Consider the following 17,357-nt stretch of genomic DNA (forward strand, 5'->3'; position numbering starts at 1 on the left):
ACACCTGTTCCCATGCCGAACACAGCAGTTAAGCTCTCCAGCGCCCATGGTAGTTGGGGCTTTGCCCCTGCGAGAGTAGGACGCCGCTAGGCAATGATGTAACCCTCAAAAGGATTCTATCTCTTTTGAGGGTTATTTTTGTTTTTTCTATCTAGGCTATGCTATATACATGTAAACATGATATGAATTATAAGAAACTATAATTGGCTTTTTGGGATTGATAGGGTAAAGTAGAAGTAATAAAGATTAGAAGGAGAGATATTCTCATGGGGCAACATTTTGATACAAAATCAGTACATCTATCAACTAAGGATACAAAATCTATAGATAGTAAAGTCACACCTATATATCAAACTTCTGCATTTAAATTCACAGACCTTGAAGATTTAGAAAACTTTTATCAAGGTAAAAAGGATTACTTATATACGAGAGTTGGGAATCCGAATACTGATGAACTAGGCAGTGCAATAGCTCAATTAGAAGGGGCGCCTAAGGGGATAGCAACATCATCAGGACTATCTGCTATATTAGTTGGTATACTAGCTATTGCGAAGTCAGGTGATCATGTCCTTGCTTCTACAGATATTTACGGTGGAACATATCAACTTTTAGCTAATGAATTGATTGATTTTGGCATAGAAGTATCATTTGTGAATTTTGAACATTCTAGCGAAATTGAGAATAATATTAGGAGTAATACAAGACTTATCTATTCTGAATCGATAACTAATCCGTTACTACGTGTTGAAAATATTATTGAAGTGGTTGAATTAGCAAGGAAATATGATTTATATACTATGATTGATAATACATTTGCAACACCTTATCTCTGCCAGCCATATACAGATGGTGTGGACTTGGTTGTACATAGTGCTACGAAATACTTAGGTGGACATAGTGATTTGACTGCAGGAGTTCTTGTAGGCAAGGAGGAGCTAATAGAGAAGGCCAAATCCAAAGTCGTTAATATTGGTACTAACCTTAGTCCATTTGATGCATGGCTAGCATGCCGCGGTATTAAAACATTAAGCGTGAGAATGGAGAGGCATTCAAAAAATGCCCAAGCATTGGCTGATGCTTTAAGACAAAATAAAGATGTAGACAAAGTATATTATCCTACATCTGTATCATCAAAAGGAAATGGAGCTATTGTTTCCATTGATATAACGGGTTTTTGTAATATTGAAAAATTCTTTCAGTCACTCTCATGGGTAAAGATTGTTCCAACTTTAGCAGGAGTGGAAACATCAGTTTCTTATCCTTTAGCAACTTCACATAGAGCTCTACCGAAAGAAGCACAGGTTGAACTTGGCATCACAGAAGGCTTAGTTCGAATATCAGTAGGTATTGAGAACACTGAGGATATTATAGATGCATTTGAACAAGCAATAAAGTTGTCAAAATTTTAAAAGCAAAAATGTAAAGGAAACACAGGACATAGCAGTCTTGTGTTTTTTTATTAGCATACACCAGGAAATTATAGACTTAGTGTCCTGTGGATAACTGACTATTGCATGTGCCACGTCCAGCTACAGCGCCTACCCGAGTCAAACATCTATGTGGTGAAGAGCACCACATAGATGTTCGTCTTAATTGCCCTAGGGTGAGCAGGCGCCCTGAGCTTTTGTTCCTTCATAAAACATTATAAAGTTCCCTTTAATTTTATGACACTTCAAATTTGTGTTCTTTTTAAAATACATAAATTAGATGTGAGAAGCCAAATATAATGATGAAACAATAATGAGAGTATAGGAGGGGTAGTGTGAAAGCTGTAACCTATCAAGGTAAATATTCAGTTGCTGTTACAAAAAAAGAATATCCTAAGATAGAAGATTCAGAAGATGTTATTGTTAGAATTACCTCTACAGCAATTTGTGGATCGGATTTACACTTGTATCAAGGGAATTTTCCACTTCCAATTGGATATAGTATTGGTCATGAACCAATGGGTATTGTTGAAGAAATTGGTCCAAGTGTAACGAAGGTTAAAAAAGGAGATCGAGTAGTTATTCCTTTTACGGTTGCATGTGGGCAATGTAGGTATTGTAATGAACAACATGAAAGTCAATGTGATAATGCTAATCCTCATTATGATTCAGGGGGGTACTTTGGTTATTCTGAGAAATTTGGTAACCATCCAGGTGGGCAAGCAGAATACTTAAAAGTGCCATTTGGAAATTACACACCGTTTTTAATTCCAGAAAGTTGTGAATTAGAAGATGATTCTTTATTGTTTTTATCAGATGTATTACCTACTGCTTATTGGAGTGTTAAAAATGCTGGAGTGAAACCTGGAGATACGGTTATCGTTTTAGGATGTGGACCGATTGGATTAATGGCCCAAGAGTTTGCATGGAAAGAGGGGGCTAAACGTGTTATTGCGGTTGATTATATAGAGAATCGTCTAGCACATTCCAAAAAAACAAATAAAACAGAAGTATTCGATTTTACAAAACATGATGACATGGGTGAAGTGTTAAAAGAAACAACGAAGGGTGGTGCAGATGTTGTAATTGATTGTGTTGGAATGGATGGTAAAAAGTCCCCTTTGGAGTTTGTCGAACAAAAATTAAAGTTACAAGGTGGTACATTAGGCCCGATTCAAATTGCTACAAAAGCAGTTAGAAAGTGCGGAACTTATCAGATTACTGGCGTATACGGAGGACTATATAATATGTTTCCGTTAGGTCCATTTTTCTCAAGAAATATTAATATAAAAATGGGACAAGCACATGCCCGATCTTTTATGGAGCCACTTTATCAACAAATTATTGATGGTGAGATTGATCCAAGAAAAATCATAACACATAAGATGCCACTAGACGAAGCGGCACACGGATATGATATTTTTAATAAAAAGGAAGATAATTGCATAAAAGTAATATTACGACCCTAAACATAGTTAACTGAATGAACATATAGTGTTCATTCAGTTTTTTTTGAATATATAGGTTATAGAATGTAATTAATCCTACAAAGAAGGTGGAAATTAATATAATAATTAAATACATCAATCACCTAGATAGGAATATGGGGAGTTGAACACATGAAAATTAACAAAGTTATTACTTGTTTTATTTTATTTTTAAGTTTTACCGTTGTATTTCTAGTTACTAAGTCAAGTGCATGTTCCAAGGAGGATAGAGTAGCAACAACGAGTAAAGTAATTGCGAATCAACAAGAAGTAATAAATGAAAATTATCAAATCAATGCAGAATTGAATATTAATAATCAAAAAGTAAATGGTCAAGTTATTTTGTATGATCATGGCTATTATATTCCTCTTACTATTATCGACCAAGTACTTGGTGGGAAAATAGTAGAAACTCCGTTATTAAATATCATTACTCTCCACTATAAAGAAAATGACTTTCTTCTTCCATATACATCGCTACAATCAACGGAATTACTGTCATCATCAAAAAAGGACCATAAAAAACTAACCGATTATGATGTACTTGATTTGAATGGTAACCTTTATATTTCTTTAGCGTTTTTGCAAGAAAACCTGAAATTTTTTATAGCTATTAATCAACAACCTAACCTTAACATTACGATAGAAAGACAACGTGCGACGGTGGGAGTTCCTTTAGATGTACCATTAATAAAACAAATGGAAGCTCCGAGATTGTATAATGGTTGCGAGGTTACTAGTTTAGCAATGATTTTACAATATCACGGTATTGATGCAAATAAAAATGAATTATCTGAGGAAATTGCTACTGTACCGCTAACTTATTCAAACGGATTAAAAGGAAATCCTAATGAAGGATTTGTTGGTGATATGGCTGATGGACCAGGACTTGGTGTCTATCATGAACCTATGTTAGAACTTGCACAAAAATATGTAGGTAAGAAAGCTGTAGATATTACTGGTGAGGATTCAAACACAATGTATGAGTATATAGATCAAGGTCTTCCTGTATGGATTATAACTACAGCTAACTATGTACCTGTTGGAAATATGGAGACATGGGAGACTCCTTCAGGTCCAGTAGATATCACTTTTAGTGTGCATAGTGGTGCTGTAACAGGCTACGATGAATCTTATGTATATGTAAATGATCCTTATGGTGAGAAAAATAAGAAAGTCAATCGTGATAATTTTGAATTAGCCTGGGAACAGATGGGAAGCCAAGCAATTGTTATTACTAAATAATAATTGCTTTTTTTTGAAAGCTAAGAAGTATTAAAAGATTCAGAGATATCTAGCTCCAGGTCTAACCTGCCTGAGGTCTTAAGTTTGTCGGGGTTTAACAAGGCATCCCTAGATTTTTCTTAAATTCACTTATAGAATATCCTTTTGTAACTAGGCAAAACTAGTTGGAAAGGAGGCATATAGGATGGATAACAAAAAAGAACCTAAATTTAAAAAGAGTTATGAATCTGATGGAGTGATGGGTACAGATAAAAAAAACAATAAACAGAGACAGACAGAAGAGAAAAATAAAGATGATAATCCTATGTTCTTTAATATAACTGAATCAAGTGAATAACTCAAAGCTACGAACAAGATGGTTAAGACTTGTTCGTAGCTAGAATTATTGTTCTACTTCTTTTATTATTTTTAAATTAGAAAAGGAGATGGTAAAATTCAATTAAGAGAACTACAAAGGTGGGACAATTTAAGTGATGTTAAAGCCTATTCCAGATTATTTACATAAAGATATGCAAGTCCTATTTGTCGGTTTTAATCCAAGTATAAGGTCTGCTGAAACAGGTCATCATTTTGCAAATCCAAATAATCGTTTTTGGAAAATACTATTTGAGGCGGGGTTAACGCCGACTAAACTAAGTCCAGAAGAGGATAATAAGCTTGCCGAAATCGGTTACGGATTAACAAATATTGTTGCTAGACCAACAAAAGAAGCTGCTGAGATTACAAAAGAAGAATATAAACAAGGACGATTAGAATTGTTAGAAAAAATTAATCAATATGGGCCAAAGGTCATATGTTTTGTTGGTAAAGGTGTTTATCAAGAGTTTAGTAAACAGAAAACCTTACCGTGGGGGAAGCAAGACCAATCTATTTCAAACGGTATTGAATTTGTAGCCCCTTCATCAAGTGGACTTGTCAGAATGAAGTTAGTGGAAATTATCGATATTTATAAGCAATTAAAATACTATATATAAAACTAGGAGGAGAAATAATACATGAGATATGCAGTAATTACAGGTACTTCTAGAGGCCTGGGACAATCGATTGCAATGTTATTAATAAAACAGGGAATACATGTTATTGGCGTAGCTAGAAACAAAAATGTTGAACTAGAAAAAGTAGCTAGCGAATATGCTGTTACTTACCATCATGAGACCTGTGATTTATCCAATATAGATCAGGTAAAGGCGGTATTTGAATCAATCACTGAACAGGTATTTACACAACAAGCGGAATTGGTATATTTAGTAAATAATGCTGGAATGGTGGCTCCTATAGATACGACAGACCATCACACGTTTGAGGAGTTAACTGACCATGTTCATGTTAATTTGCTATCCCCAATGGCTACAACTGCACAATTTTTAACTAAATCAAGTAAAGATACACCAGTAGTTATTGCTAACGTAACATCTGGTGCTGCGGATCGTTCTGTCTATGGATGGAGTGCCTATTGCAGTACGAAAGCGGGATTAAATCGCTACACGGAGACAGTCGCAATGGAACAAGATGAGCTAAATACAGATAATAAAGTTATTCTTTTTAATCCAGGAATAATGGATACAAATATGCAAGGAGAAATAAGGTCCTCGAGTGAACAAGCTTTTAAAGATGTAGAAACATTTAAGCAATATAAAGAAGATAATAGTTTGCGCGATTCTGATTTAGTTGCCAATAAACTAGTTGACGTTCTTATAAAACATCAAGAGATTACGAACGGTAAAAATTATAACATTAAAGATTTATTATAAAAAAGCTTTAGATATTTCATGTTAAAAAATAATTCTTGGCTAAGTAAAGTAATCTAAGATGATGGCTGAAAATATATGGTTACAAAAAAATTGATTTTGCTAAAAAAGGTGATAGAAGCATATTTGACAAAAGACTAAATAGTTTGCATGTAGTATGAATACAACATGAAGCATTATAATTTGTATAGTCATTCACCCATTTTTTATTTTAGCCCTTCCATTCTTTTAATTATTACATAGTCTATAAGTGAATCAAATAAAGGAGGGGTTATTAAGATGAGTGCAGGTTATGCAACTGGAGGCTCAGGCTTCGCGTTAATCGTAGTATTGTTTATTCTGTTAATTATCATTGGTGCTTCGTGGGGTTATGGCGCTTACTAAGTAGTCGCCGAATCTTGAAGTAGGTAGAGGATTCTTTTGAATCCTCTACCTTTTTTTATAGCAAAGCAAGATTAAATGTGCTGTAGATAAACACGTGGCCACGTTTATCTACAGAGCCTATCTCGCGTAGGATAACTAAATTTGGCGGAAAACACTGCTCGAGTCAGCTTTAATTGTCCTAGGGTCAGGCATGAGTTACGCTTTTCTTATGGGATTTTACCATGGTTATATACAATTGAAATCATGAAAATATAGGTATTTACCTATTTATTCATAATCCCCTTCCAAAATAGTGATCGTAACATAGTCTATTAGTGAAAGAAATAAAGGAGGGGTTCACAGATGAGTGAAGTTTATAGCGGAGGTTATGGTGCAGGTTTTGCGTTAATAGTAGTTCTGTTTATCCTATTGATTATCGTAGGTGCTTCTTGGGGCGGATATGGCGCTTATTAAGTACCAAGTTTCTATGGAACAAAACTAACGATGCTTATTCTTAGTATTTCTTTAAGTTTATGAAGGGAATACCTAGAAAAAGTAATTCCCTTCTCTTTAAGACAGCATGGAATATAATATATCAGAAAAAGGAGGTAATTATAGATGAGTGCAGTAGCAGGTGAAGGCGTAGCTGGAGGGTATGGATCTGGCTTTGCGTTAATAGTAGTTTTATTTATCTTGCTTATCATCGTCGGTTCTTCTTGGTTCACAGGCGGCGGTTATGCTGGATATGGTGGTTATGGTTACTAAGAGTTTTTAAAATAAATGATAATAGGAGATGCTTCCTAGTGAAGCATCTCCATATTTATTGGTTTTTTTCAAATGATCTAAAAGCGTCAATAGTTGTTCGGTGCTATTTCTCTTTATTTTTTGGTATATAAAGTCTAAGATATATACGTGTGGAATATGATAAAATTGATGAGTAAATAGAATTTCACCTAGCTAAAAACGATAATGTACATATAGAGAGAAAGGGAGTATCAGTATGATTACACGTAAGAGTAAAAGAGAAATTGAAATGATGCAGAAAGCGGGAAAGTTATTGGCTTCCTGTCACAAGGAAATTGCTAAGAAAATGAAACCAGGAGTCACGACAAAGGAAATCGATGACTTTGTAGAGAAATACTTAGCTCAAAATGGTGCTACACCCGAACAAAAAGGATACAACGGTTATGAATTTGCTACGTGTGCCTCTATAAATGATGAGATTTGTCACGGATTTCCAAGAAATGAGCGGCTCGCTGAAGGTGACATTGTTACAGTCGACATGGTAGTAAACCTTAATGGTGGATTAGCTGATTCAGCTTGGACTTATGTAGTAGGAAATGCCGATGAAAAGACACAACGCTTATTAGATGTAACTAAGACAGCTTTATATAAAGGGATTGAACAAGCTAAAGCCGGGAATAGAATAGGTGATATTGGTCATGCGATACAACAATATGCAGAAGCAGAAGGCTTTTCTGTTGTTCGTGATTTTACCGGACATGGAATCGGCCCAACTATCCATGAAGCACCTCATATCCCACACTTTGGAGAGGCAGGTAAAGGGCTTCGTTTAAAAGAAGGTATGGTTGTTACCATTGAGCCAATGATAAACGAAGGTGATTGGCGAAGCAAGATGGATGCTAATAATTGGACAGCGAGAACGGTCGATGGTAGCCGATCTGCCCAATATGAGCATACGATTGTAATAACCAACGATAAACCATTGCTTTTAACAGATCAAGAAGAAGAATAAAAAAATGGGTAAACCATCATTCATCATTTGGTTTGCCCATTTTTTTGTGAAGGTTTCTAAATTATCACTGATGGTTGAGTTTTTGATAGTTCATGAAAACTTCGTAATAAAATTAATAAGTGGTCTAAAAACTTAGAAATAGCATTAAATATTATAGTTTTTAATCAATAATAACTCATTTTATAAAACAGCCTGCGAAAAAAAAGATTAGTGTGCCTAGCCAATTTATGTGATAAAGTTATTTTAATGTATATATGTGCGGTATTTATTTAATGGTTCAAACTTTCCTTTTGGATAGAGAACTTAACACATTATTTAAGAGGAGAACGTAAAAATATGGTAACAAAAGTTATGGAAAACGCTACATCTACTAAACTAATTCAAGCTCAAAGAGGGATTGCCACAGGAATTCCAATTATGTTAGGCTACCTTCCAATAGCTATAGCATATGGGGTGCTGGCTAAACAATCTGGTTTAACAATTGCAGAGGTAACACTAATGAGCATACTTGTTTATGCAGGTGCAGCTCAATTTATGGGTGCTAACCTTATTGCTGTTGGAACTGGTGCAATCGAAATAATTATAGCAACCTTTGTTTTGAATTTTCGTCATTTTGTTATGAGTTTATCTTTTATGAATCGTTTGAGAGGCTTTGGGCTCAAATGGAAGGTGCCCCTATCTTTGGGGTTAACTGACGAATCATTTTCTGTGGCTTCTTTACATGGAGAGAAAGCGAAACAAGAGAATGGTACATATTTCTATGCAGCATTAATGCTTACTGCTTATTTATCTTGGATTTCCGGCTCATTTTTAGGTGCCTTATTGGGTGATGTAATGCCTCAGTCATTAAGTCAAAGTATGGGTATAGCACTTTATGCAATGTTTATTGGTTTGTTAATTCCATCTGTAAAAAAAGAAATTAAAATGGGTTTGATTGCTCTAATCGCGATGTTAGTTAATTTCATATTTAGTCAGTTTCTTGATACGGGTTGGGCAATAGTTTTAGGTACGTTAATAGGTGGTCTAATTGGTGTCTTTGTGTTGAAGGAGGAAAAGAAGTGATCTTAATAATTATATTAGGAATGTCTTTGGTTACGATGATTCCTCGGTTTATGCCAGCATATATAGTTGATAATGTGCATTTTCCTGACTGGGTTAATAGGTGGTTAAATGCGATCCCTTACGCAGCTCTTGGAGCACTAATCTTTCCTGGGATTTTAACAGTAAAACCCGATCAACCGTATGTAGGATTAACTGGTGGTTTGATTGCCATCCTATTAGCGGTTTTGAGATTAAATATTATATTAGTGGTCATTGGAGCTATTGCTACGGTCTTTTTTTTAACGACAATTTTATGATAATGGAATAGGGGAGGGTATATCCATGTTTTTTATTAGAAAAGCAATTTTAGAAGATGCTGAAAAGATTGCAGAAATTCATGTGAAGAGTTGGAAATCAACATATTCAGAATTAATTAATGAAAAAGATATGTCTAACATCACCTATGATAACAGAAAAGTATTTTGGGAAACTGTCCTGAGTTTGCCAATGGTGGGTCAAGTTGCTTTAGTAGTTTTTGATGAACAGAGCAATATAGTAGGTTTCATCTCAGGAGGTAAGGAAAGAACGAAGCGATTTGGTTACGATGGTGAAATTTATGCAATCTACTTACTACAAGAATATCAACGTAAAGGTCTAGGTTCTATGATGTTAAATGCTTTTGCCAAAGAAATGAAAACGTTTAGCTATCATTCGATACTCGTATGGGTCCTGACTCAGAATCCGTCAAGTAAATTCTATTTAGATTACGGTGCCAAGCAAATTGATAAAGAAGAGACAACCATTGGTAAAGGGACCTATCAAGAAACGGCATTCGGTTGGGAAAGTATAGATATGCTACTTGAACAATTTTAAATAAGCAAATGGCATGCTCATCAACACGAGCATGCCATTTGCTTATTTAATGTACAAACTTTACAGTAGTTGTGAAACTAGTCATCCCTATTTTTTTCTTCGTTATAAGGTTCGATGTGTATATGTGCATGTGGCACATCATGTTTTTCGTCTAGGAGTGATTCAATTTTTTCTGTTATATCGTGACTTTCTTGCACAGTTAGTTCAGGATCTACGTAGATTGTCACTTCTACTAATGCTTGATTCCCGTGCAAGCGACCTTTCACATCCTTTACTTCTTCTACTTCTGGATGTTTTGCAATACTGGTTTTGATTTTATCTAATTGCTCCTCATCAAATCCATCTGTAAGTGCATGACTGGCATCCCTAAAAATGCCCCAAGCTGTTTTACATATAATAATCCCTACTAATAATCCTGCCACTGGATCAAGCCAGTATTGTCCAAATTGAGCACCTATAATTCCAATAAAAGCTCCTATACTTACTATTGCATCAGATCGATTATCTTGGGCTGCTGCATATAAAGAACTACTATTAATTTGTTTAGATAGTTTCAAATTATATCGATAAACTCCTAACATAATAAAAGCAGCTAACAATGCCGTCCATGCAGTTAATAGGTTTGGTTTGACAGGATTATTTTCTATTATTGCTTGCACTGTACCGAAGATTACTTGCAAACCAACTGTGACCATGATAAAAGCAGCTACAAGTGAAGCAATAGTCTCAGCGCGAAAATGACCATAGTGATGATCTTTGTCAGGGGGCTTTCTAGAAATTCGCAAGCCAATTAACACTGCTACTGAAGCAATGACGTCTGTTGTATTGTTCAATCCGTCAGCCCGCAGTGCGGCTGAACTACCGATATAGGCAATGATTAACTTGCTGGCAGCTAACGATAGATAAGCTATAATACTAATCCAAGCTCCCCGTTCGCCTTTTTTTAAATTATCATATTGGCTGCTCATATAAATGCCTCCAATTCTTCTTCATAAGCATTTATAGCTTATCAAACAATAGTTTAATGGGTCTAGAGAAACATAAATGCTTTTGTCAATATAACTTGCAATCAAGCAAGGAAATTTCCTTCATCAAACAATAATAATACCTATGACTAATTTTGTGCAAATAACGGAAAGAAATACAAATCTAATTTCATTATGGTTAATAAACTTGATAATTGGTATGGAAAATAAACGTAAAGTTTATACTAATACCGACATGAGAAAGGAGAGATTGAATATGGTTAATTTGGCAATATTTTATTACAGTTCAACAGGTACAAATTATCAGCTTTCAAAATGGGCTGAGGAAGCGGCAACAGAAACAGGGGCTAATGTGAAAGTAAGAAAAATTAAGGAGTTAGCTCCTGAAGAGGCAATTGCCCAAAATACAGCATGGAAAGCACACTATGAAGCTACGAAGGATGTGCCAGAAGCAACGATGGATGATTTGGAATGGGCAGACGGAATTATCTTTAGTGTTCCGACGCGATTTGGTAATGTACCTGCACAAGTGAAACAATTTATGGACACAGCTGGGGGGCTATGGGCACAAGGTAAGACTGTAGATAAAGTAGTTAGCGCAATGTCATCTGCTCAAAATCCACACGGAGGACAAGAAGCAACAATTTTAAACTTGTACACATCCATGTTTCATTGGGGTGCAATCATTGCATCCCCGGGCTATACAAATCAAGAATTATTTGCAGCAGGTGGAAATCCCTATGGTGTAAGTGTTACGGTTGATCAAGATGGAAAAATGCAAGAAGATGTAGAAAAAGCAGTTAAACACCAGACTAGAAGAACTATAGAAATAACGAAAAAAATTGCACAATAATTCATAAAAAACTCGCCTTTCAAGGTGAGTTTTTTATTTTGAGTGAATGGAAAATACAAATTTAGGACAATATTAGGGATAGCTAAAATAGAAAGGGGTCTATATATGTCTGACAATAAAGGAGCTAAAAAAACAGAAGAACAAGAAAACGACTTGCATGAAAAAAGATGGGCTATTGTTTCTTTGGCATCCATTCCATTGATTATGACTTTAGGTAACTCCATGTTAATTCCTGTATTACCTTTAATGGAAAAAGAACTTGATATATCGAAATTACAGTCAAGTTATATTATTACAGTTTACTCCATTGTTGCCATTTTTTTAATTCCGATTGCTGGTTTTTTATCTGATCGATTTGGTAGAAAAGTTATTATCATTCCATCATTAATATTATCTGGTTTAGGTGGACTACTTTCGGGATATGCAGCATGGAAGTTGGATAACGCATATACGTTTATCTTATTAGGAAGAATATTGCAAGGGATAGGCGTCTCGGGTACCGCACCAATTGTGTTACCACTTGTTGGCGATATGTTTAAACGTGAGAAGGATGTCAGTGCAACATTAGGGCTTGTTGAAACATCCAATACTTTCGGAAAGGTTTTAAGTCCCATATTAGGAGCATTACTAGCAGGAGTTATATGGTATTTACCTTTTTTTTCAATTCCGGTTTTTTGTTTGACATCAGCAATTTTAGTTCTTTTCCTAGTTAAAAAACCTAAAAACGAAAAAAAAGGACCACAATTTAAAGAATTCTGGCACAATACAAAACAAGCTTTCCATCAACATGGTAACTGGTTATTTGCGGTCTTTATTATAGGTGCTATCTTAATGTTTATTCTATTCGGTATTCTTTTTTACCTTTCAAGTATTTTGGAGGATACATATGATTACAAAGGTTTAACAAAAGGGTTATATTTAGCCGGTCCTCTTGCCGCTTTATGTCTTGCATCCTATATAACTGGAAAAGTAATTAAAGATAACTTAGTTAAAATGAAATGGATTACTTTTTTTGGGATTTTAGTTACCGGTGGAGCAGTTATAGCTATAAGGTTTTCAGAACAATTTATTTATCTGTTAATTGTTTTTCTTATATGTGGAATTGGTATTGGAGTTGGATTACCTTGTTTAGATGCATTAATTACAGAAAGTATCGGAAAAGCTGTAAGAGGTACAATCACATGTATATATAGTTCGGCTAGGTATATGGGTGTAGCTGCTGGGCCCCCAGTTGCAGCGCTATTTATGAATATAAATCTAACCTGGATGGTTGCTACATTTTTGATATTAGCAATATTAGCTGCAATCCTTGCATTCCGGACAATTAAACCGCAATCGGGAGGATCTCAGTCTTCAAGTACACTATTTACTAAATATGATGCAAAAAAAACTGACAATAATACCTGATTATCAGGTATTGTTGTCAGTTTTTTGTTTAATGAGATGGAATAATGGGAATTGGTAAATAAATATTCAGAAAATTTAATGAAAACCATTGCAAAAAGTTGCAAAATCTAGGATAATAAAAAAAAGGAACAAGGGGGCGTATGTTCCATGAAAAAGCATAAGGTGAGTTATAAGTTAAAAGTTTATAGCACGAAGAAGGTATCTAGGATTGTTGCAAAGAGGGAAATTTCTTATGAAATTAAGCTTGCGTCAAAATTAGTACTAGACGAATTATGTTTTAACTGGAATAAGGCGCACTTAGAACACAGGATAAATGAATCGATTGATTCAAATGACAAAGAAACATTTATACAATTAAGCAAACAGTTCCAGATGTACTCATGGGAACATTAATTAAAAAAACCTTGTCAATTATGACAAGGTTTTTTTCTGTATGGCTAGATATTTTACTGTACTTACTATATTTGGAAAGTCAATGTTTTACCTTCTAATACCATTAAAATATGTTATAGTTATTAAGGATTTATTCTAGATTACTTGTGTTTTCCAAAATACTCTGGAGATACAGTATATTTTATTGAGGTGATTTTAAAATGAAATTCTTTTCTATTTTCGTTATATTATTCATAGGCACCATTTTAATTGGTTGCCAACAAGATGAACGACCAGGTGATGAATTAAGTCAAAGTAATAGAAGTATGAAAGATAAAGAACAAATAGAAATAAATGAAGCGGAAGAAACTAATCCTGATTCTGATCAAAATCCAGAAGAAGGTAATGAAAATTCAAAAGAAGAAGAGAATCAAAACAAAGAATCTGAAAATAATTCGAACCAAAATGATGAGGCTGTAAATGAAGATGCAAACAACTCAGGATTAACAGTAGTTGATAATCCAAATAGTATTGAAGTGTTTGTAAATAAACAACGTAAATTACCTGATGGATGGAATCCATCTAATCTAGTTGTTCCAAATGTCCCATTTTATTTTGACGAATACTTACCAAAAAAACAAATGAAGCAAGTTGCCGCTAATGCATTAGAAGAACTATTTAATGCAGCCGAAAGCGAAGGATTAAACTTAGTAGCTGCATCTGGATATCGTTCCTATGATAGACAGAAAGTTATCTATGAAAATAATGTAGCAACTAATGGCAAAGAGCATGCAGATAAGTTTTCAGCGCAACCGGGAACTAGTGAACACCAAACAGGATTAGCAATGGATGTCACTACTGCTGAAGTTGCATTTGCATTGGAACAAACTTTCAAACAAACAAGTGAAGGTAGCTGGTTGGCAGAAAATGCCCACAAGTTTGGCTTTATCATACGGTACCCTGAAGGAAAAAGTGACATTACGGGTTATAGTTATGAACCATGGCATATTCGTTATGTTGGGAATGAGATAGCGAAGGAAATTTATGAAAAAGGCATTACATTAGAAGAATATTTTGGATATGGATATTAAACCAATAAAAGGAGAGCACAAACTTTATATAATATAGAGTTTATGTGCTCTTTTTATTTTTCTAGAAGCTCATATAATACAAAAAAGACCTCGATACAATCAGAGGTCTTACCTACTTCATTAACTAAAAAAGATTATTGAGATGAATCCATCTGTAAGGCTTTAGATTCTCTCCTCTCCTCTTCTAGTAACTATATTATAACATAGTCTAAATCTTTAAAATCAGTATTTGTACGATTACCAAAAAATAATATTGCTTCCATTTATATCTTCACAGCAAAATTTGATACAATAGAATAGGGATATAAAATTTAGGGAGGAATCATCAATGAGTTTTCGAATTGAAAAAGATACACTCGGTGAAATGAAGGTACAAGCTGATAAATATTGGGGAGCACAAACCCAAAGAAGTAAGCAAAATTTTCCGATTGGCCAAGAACTAATGCCACATGAAGTGATTACAGGTTTTGCAATTCTTAAAAAAAGTGCTGCAGTTGTAAACAGCGATTTGGGTCTACTGGAAAGAGAGAAAGCTGATGCTATTACATATGCTGCAGATAAGATTATTTCTGGTGAATTAGAAGAACATTTCCCTTTAGTTGTTTGGCAAACTGGTAGTGGAACACAATCCAATATGAATGTGAATGAAGTAATTGCTTTTGTAGGGAATGAATGGTTAAAAGGACAAAATAGTTCCTACACATTGCATCCTAATGACGATGTAAATAAATCACAAAGCTCAAATGATACGTATCCAACAGCTATGCATATTGCAGCCGTTATCAAGTTAGAAGCTAATGTCTTGCCTGCTTTGTTGACACTTAAGGATACACTGAAGGAAAAGATGGAAGCGTTTAAAGACATTGTGAAAATAGGCAGAACACATCTTCAAGATGCAACACCTTTAACTTTAGGTCAAGAAATAAGTGGTTGGCATAGAATGCTTGAAAAAGCAGAATCAATGATTACTAACAGTACTACTTATGTTAAAGAGTTGGCAATAGGAGGAACTGCGGTCGGAACAGGCTTGAATGCTCATCCTGAGTTTTCAGAACGCGTTTGTAAGGAAATCAGTAACTTCACAGGCAAAGAGTTTAGTTCGGCAAAAAATAAATTTCATTCCTTGACGAGTCACGATGAATTAGTCTATGCACATGGTGCTTTAAAAGCACTAGCAGCAGACTTAATGAAAATTGCAAATGACGTACGTTGGTTGGCAAGTGGACCACGTTGTGGGATAGGTGAAATTACTATTCCTGCAAATGAGCCTGGAAGTTCAATTATGCCTGGAAAGGTAAACCCAACACAAAGCGAAGCAGTTACAATGGTTGCAGCACAAGTAATGGGAAATGATGCAACAATCGGATTTGCGGCAAGTCAGGGTAATTTTGAACTAAACGTATTCAAACCAGTAATTGCTTATAACTTTATTCAATCAGCACAACTTCTTGCAGATAGTATGTTCTCATTTGATGAACGTTGTGTAAAAGGGTTGGAGCCTAATCATGAAAACATTGAAAAGAATTTAAATGATTCATTAATGTTAGTAACAGCACTAAACCCACATATTGGGTATGAAAACGCAGCTATGATTGCAAAAAAAGCTTTTACAGAGAATACCACATTGAAAGAGGCAACAGTGTCCTCAGGTTTATTGACAGAGGAACAGTTCGAAACTTATATTATTCCAAAAGAAATGACTTATCCGAAATAATCGTAATTTAAAAACAAGCTCAAAACCGGTGTATTAGGTTTTGAGCTTGTTTCATTATTTTGCCAGAAAAAAAGTATCATAAGATGTCTATTTCCTGTTCACAATATTGAGTACAGGAGGTGATAGACATGCCAAGCAGCAACAACTCAAACCAATTACTAGTACCTGGTGTAGAACAAGCACTAGATCAAATGAAATACGAGATTGCACAGGAATTTGGCGTCAACCTTGGAGCTGATACAACTTCTCGCGCTAACGGTTCTGTAGGTGGAGAAATCACTAAACGTCTAGTACAAACTGCTGAACAACAATTTGGTGGACAAACTAGATAATCTCTAGAAAACTAAGATAATCTTTACCAATATTTTCACAAAAAATAACTCATAAAATTTATGGGTGTTGGTAAATAATAATGGGTACAGGAGGTGAGAGATATGCCAAGTAGCAACAACTCAAACCAATTGCTAGTACCTGGTGTGGAACAAGCACTAGACCAAATGAAGTATGAGATTGCACAAGAGTTTGGTGTGAATCTAGGTGCTGATACAACTTCTCGCGCTAACGGATCTGTTGGTGGAGAAATTACTAAACGTCTAGTACAAACTGCTGAACAACAATTTGGCGGGCAAACGAAGTAATAGCTTGTTAATCAAGATATTACCAATCAAGATTTTAAATAATTTTTTGATTAGTTGTAAACAATAAAAGATACAGGAGGTGAAGAAACTATGGCACAAAGCAATAACTCAAACCAATTACTAGTACCTGGTGTAGAACAAGCACTAGATCAAATGAAGTATGAGATTGCACAAGAATTCGGTGTTAATCTTGGAGCTGATACAACTTCTCGCGCTAACGGTTCTGTAGGTGGAGAAATCACAAAGCGTCTAGTACAAACTGCTGAACAACAGTTTGGTGGACAACAACAATAATTTAATAAAAGCTATGGCCAAGGAGGCACCATTTAGGGTGTCTCCTTTTTGTATTTTGTATT

General features: G+C 34.9%; 21 protein-coding genes, 1 rRNA gene and 1 pseudogene. 22 read left to right on the forward strand and 1 reads right to left on the reverse strand.

Annotated features, from left to right (window positions below; genetic code table 11):
* The 14 genes and pseudogenes from rrf to QQS35_RS20025 all read left to right on the forward strand — a co-directional run.
* Nucleotides 1-92 (forward strand): 5S ribosomal RNA (gene rrf / locus QQS35_RS19960); the annotation flags it as partial.
* A gap of 174 nt (nucleotides 93-266) precedes the next feature.
* Nucleotides 267-1,409 carry a trans-sulfuration enzyme family protein gene (locus QQS35_RS19965; RefSeq protein ID WP_285934007.1) on the forward strand — a complete coding sequence of 381 codons (1,143 nt, stop codon included), beginning with the start codon at nucleotides 267-269 and terminating at the stop codon, nucleotides 1,407-1,409.
* Nucleotides 1,410-1,762: 353 nt separating this feature from the next.
* Nucleotides 1,763-2,896: a zinc-dependent alcohol dehydrogenase gene (locus tag QQS35_RS19970; protein ID WP_285934008.1), complete on the forward strand. Its 1,134-nt coding sequence runs from the start codon at nucleotides 1,763-1,765 to the stop codon at nucleotides 2,894-2,896.
* A 690-nt stretch (nucleotides 2,897-3,586) separates the two neighbouring features.
* Nucleotides 3,587-4,159, forward strand: a pseudogene (locus QQS35_RS19975) (C39 family peptidase); the annotation flags it as partial.
* Between the two features lie 184 nt (nucleotides 4,160-4,343).
* A complete protein-coding gene (locus QQS35_RS19980; RefSeq protein WP_285934009.1) occupies nucleotides 4,344-4,496 on the forward strand; it encodes a hypothetical protein in 153 nt (50 codons plus the stop codon).
* A gap of 136 nt (nucleotides 4,497-4,632) precedes the next feature.
* Complete coding sequence (gene mug / locus QQS35_RS19985; RefSeq protein ID WP_285934558.1) at nucleotides 4,633-5,133, forward strand: G/U mismatch-specific DNA glycosylase; 501 nt, start codon at nucleotides 4,633-4,635, stop codon at nucleotides 5,131-5,133.
* A 21-nt stretch (nucleotides 5,134-5,154) separates the two neighbouring features.
* Nucleotides 5,155-5,910: a (S)-benzoin forming benzil reductase gene (locus QQS35_RS19990; RefSeq protein ID WP_285934010.1), complete on the forward strand. Its 756-nt coding sequence runs from the start codon at nucleotides 5,155-5,157 to the stop codon at nucleotides 5,908-5,910.
* A 276-nt stretch (nucleotides 5,911-6,186) separates the two neighbouring features.
* The gene (locus QQS35_RS19995) at nucleotides 6,187-6,291 is read left to right on the forward strand and encodes a YjcZ family sporulation protein (RefSeq protein ID WP_285934011.1); all 105 of its coding nucleotides are present in this window, start codon (nucleotides 6,187-6,189) and stop codon (nucleotides 6,289-6,291) included.
* A gap of 342 nt (nucleotides 6,292-6,633) precedes the next feature.
* Nucleotides 6,634-6,744, forward strand: coding sequence for a YjcZ family sporulation protein (locus QQS35_RS20000; RefSeq protein WP_285934012.1), 111 nt, complete (start codon nucleotides 6,634-6,636; stop codon nucleotides 6,742-6,744).
* Between the two features lie 144 nt (nucleotides 6,745-6,888).
* Nucleotides 6,889-7,035 (forward strand): YjcZ family sporulation protein, encoded by a 147-nt coding sequence (locus QQS35_RS20005; RefSeq protein WP_285934013.1) that lies wholly within the window; start codon nucleotides 6,889-6,891, stop codon nucleotides 7,033-7,035.
* 235 nt (nucleotides 7,036-7,270) lie between these two features.
* The gene (gene map / locus QQS35_RS20010; RefSeq protein ID WP_285934014.1) at nucleotides 7,271-8,026 is read left to right on the forward strand and encodes a type I methionyl aminopeptidase; all 756 of its coding nucleotides are present in this window, start codon (nucleotides 7,271-7,273) and stop codon (nucleotides 8,024-8,026) included.
* 336 nt (nucleotides 8,027-8,362) lie between these two features.
* Nucleotides 8,363-9,088 (forward strand): AzlC family ABC transporter permease, encoded by a 726-nt coding sequence (locus QQS35_RS20015; RefSeq protein ID WP_285934015.1) that lies wholly within the window; start codon nucleotides 8,363-8,365, stop codon nucleotides 9,086-9,088.
* Entirely contained in the window at nucleotides 9,085-9,384 is a 300-nt protein-coding gene (locus QQS35_RS20020) for an AzlD domain-containing protein (RefSeq protein WP_285934016.1), read from the forward strand. The genes QQS35_RS20015 and QQS35_RS20020 overlap by 4 nt, the downstream gene beginning before the upstream one ends.
* Before the next feature lie 25 nt (nucleotides 9,385-9,409).
* Entirely contained in the window at nucleotides 9,410-9,940 is a 531-nt protein-coding gene (locus tag QQS35_RS20025; RefSeq protein WP_285934017.1) for a GNAT family N-acetyltransferase, read from the forward strand.
* A 77-nt stretch (nucleotides 9,941-10,017) separates the two neighbouring features.
* Here QQS35_RS20025 and QQS35_RS20030 read toward each other — a convergent pair whose 3' ends face one another.
* Nucleotides 10,018-10,908 carry a cation diffusion facilitator family transporter gene (locus QQS35_RS20030; protein WP_285934018.1) on the reverse strand — a complete coding sequence of 297 codons (891 nt, stop codon included), beginning with the start codon at nucleotides 10,906-10,908 and terminating at the stop codon, nucleotides 10,018-10,020.
* Nucleotides 10,909-11,176: 268 nt separating this feature from the next.
* Between QQS35_RS20030 and wrbA the strand changes: the two genes are divergently transcribed.
* The 8 genes from wrbA to QQS35_RS20070 all read left to right on the forward strand — a co-directional run bounded on the left by wrbA (nucleotide 11,177) and on the right by QQS35_RS20070 (nucleotide 17,295).
* On the forward strand, nucleotides 11,177-11,779 hold the full coding sequence (wrbA, locus tag QQS35_RS20035; RefSeq protein ID WP_285934019.1) for an NAD(P)H:quinone oxidoreductase: 603 nt from the start codon (nucleotides 11,177-11,179) through the stop codon (nucleotides 11,777-11,779).
* A gap of 105 nt (nucleotides 11,780-11,884) precedes the next feature.
* Nucleotides 11,885-13,186, forward strand: a complete 1,302-nt coding sequence (locus QQS35_RS20040; protein ID WP_285934020.1) for an MFS transporter — start codon at nucleotides 11,885-11,887, stop codon at nucleotides 13,184-13,186.
* 147 nt (nucleotides 13,187-13,333) lie between these two features.
* Nucleotides 13,334-13,579: an IDEAL domain-containing protein gene (locus QQS35_RS20045; protein ID WP_285934021.1), complete on the forward strand. Its 246-nt coding sequence runs from the start codon at nucleotides 13,334-13,336 to the stop codon at nucleotides 13,577-13,579.
* A 200-nt stretch (nucleotides 13,580-13,779) separates the two neighbouring features.
* Complete coding sequence (locus QQS35_RS20050) at nucleotides 13,780-14,649, forward strand: M15 family metallopeptidase (RefSeq protein ID WP_285934022.1); 870 nt, start codon at nucleotides 13,780-13,782, stop codon at nucleotides 14,647-14,649.
* A 328-nt stretch (nucleotides 14,650-14,977) separates the two neighbouring features.
* Entirely contained in the window at nucleotides 14,978-16,363 is a 1,386-nt protein-coding gene (gene fumC, locus QQS35_RS20055; protein ID WP_285934023.1) for a class II fumarate hydratase, read from the forward strand.
* 128 nt (nucleotides 16,364-16,491) lie between these two features.
* Nucleotides 16,492-16,695, forward strand: a complete 204-nt coding sequence (locus tag QQS35_RS20060) for an alpha/beta-type small acid-soluble spore protein (protein ID WP_186579206.1) — start codon at nucleotides 16,492-16,494, stop codon at nucleotides 16,693-16,695.
* Nucleotides 16,696-16,797: 102 nt separating this feature from the next.
* Nucleotides 16,798-17,001 carry an alpha/beta-type small acid-soluble spore protein gene (locus QQS35_RS20065; protein WP_285934024.1) on the forward strand — a complete coding sequence of 68 codons (204 nt, stop codon included), beginning with the start codon at nucleotides 16,798-16,800 and terminating at the stop codon, nucleotides 16,999-17,001.
* 90 nt (nucleotides 17,002-17,091) lie between these two features.
* Entirely contained in the window at nucleotides 17,092-17,295 is a 204-nt protein-coding gene (locus QQS35_RS20070; protein ID WP_285934025.1) for an alpha/beta-type small acid-soluble spore protein, read from the forward strand.
* Nucleotides 17,296-17,357: the final 62 nt, after the last annotated feature.

Source organism: Aquibacillus rhizosphaerae, from assembly GCF_030282825.1.
GTDB classification, from domain to species: Bacteria; Bacillota; Bacilli; order Bacillales; family Amphibacillaceae; genus Aquibacillus_C; species Aquibacillus_C rhizosphaerae.

Coding starts and splice junctions, on each gene's coding strand:
- map (WP_285934014.1), top strand. CDS start 7,271: ATGATTACACGTAAGAGTAAAAGAGAAATTGAAATGATGCAGAAAGCG.
- QQS35_RS19980 (WP_285934009.1), top strand. CDS start 4,344: ATGGATAACAAAAAAGAACCTAAATTTAAAAAGAGTTATGAATCTGAT.
- QQS35_RS19995 (WP_285934011.1), top strand. CDS start 6,187: ATGAGTGCAGGTTATGCAACTGGAGGCTCAGGCTTCGCGTTAATCGTA.
- QQS35_RS20045 (WP_285934021.1), top strand. CDS start 13,334: ATGAAAAAGCATAAGGTGAGTTATAAGTTAAAAGTTTATAGCACGAAG.
- QQS35_RS20050 (WP_285934022.1), top strand. CDS start 13,780: ATGAAATTCTTTTCTATTTTCGTTATATTATTCATAGGCACCATTTTA.
- QQS35_RS19965 (WP_285934007.1), top strand. CDS start 267: ATGGGGCAACATTTTGATACAAAATCAGTACATCTATCAACTAAGGAT.
- QQS35_RS20025 (WP_285934017.1), top strand. CDS start 9,410: ATGTTTTTTATTAGAAAAGCAATTTTAGAAGATGCTGAAAAGATTGCA.
- QQS35_RS20000 (WP_285934012.1), top strand. CDS start 6,634: ATGAGTGAAGTTTATAGCGGAGGTTATGGTGCAGGTTTTGCGTTAATA.
- QQS35_RS20040 (WP_285934020.1), top strand. CDS start 11,885: ATGTCTGACAATAAAGGAGCTAAAAAAACAGAAGAACAAGAAAACGAC.
- QQS35_RS20005 (WP_285934013.1), top strand. CDS start 6,889: ATGAGTGCAGTAGCAGGTGAAGGCGTAGCTGGAGGGTATGGATCTGGC.
- QQS35_RS20060 (WP_186579206.1), top strand. CDS start 16,492: ATGCCAAGCAGCAACAACTCAAACCAATTACTAGTACCTGGTGTAGAA.
- QQS35_RS19990 (WP_285934010.1), top strand. CDS start 5,155: ATGAGATATGCAGTAATTACAGGTACTTCTAGAGGCCTGGGACAATCG.
- mug (WP_285934558.1), top strand. CDS start 4,633: ATGTTAAAGCCTATTCCAGATTATTTACATAAAGATATGCAAGTCCTA.
- QQS35_RS20065 (WP_285934024.1), top strand. CDS start 16,798: ATGCCAAGTAGCAACAACTCAAACCAATTGCTAGTACCTGGTGTGGAA.
- fumC (WP_285934023.1), top strand. CDS start 14,978: ATGAGTTTTCGAATTGAAAAAGATACACTCGGTGAAATGAAGGTACAA.
- QQS35_RS20015 (WP_285934015.1), top strand. CDS start 8,363: ATGGTAACAAAAGTTATGGAAAACGCTACATCTACTAAACTAATTCAA.
- QQS35_RS20030 (WP_285934018.1), bottom strand. CDS start 10,908: ATGAGCAGCCAATATGATAATTTAAAAAAAGGCGAACGGGGAGCTTGG.
- QQS35_RS20070 (WP_285934025.1), top strand. CDS start 17,092: ATGGCACAAAGCAATAACTCAAACCAATTACTAGTACCTGGTGTAGAA.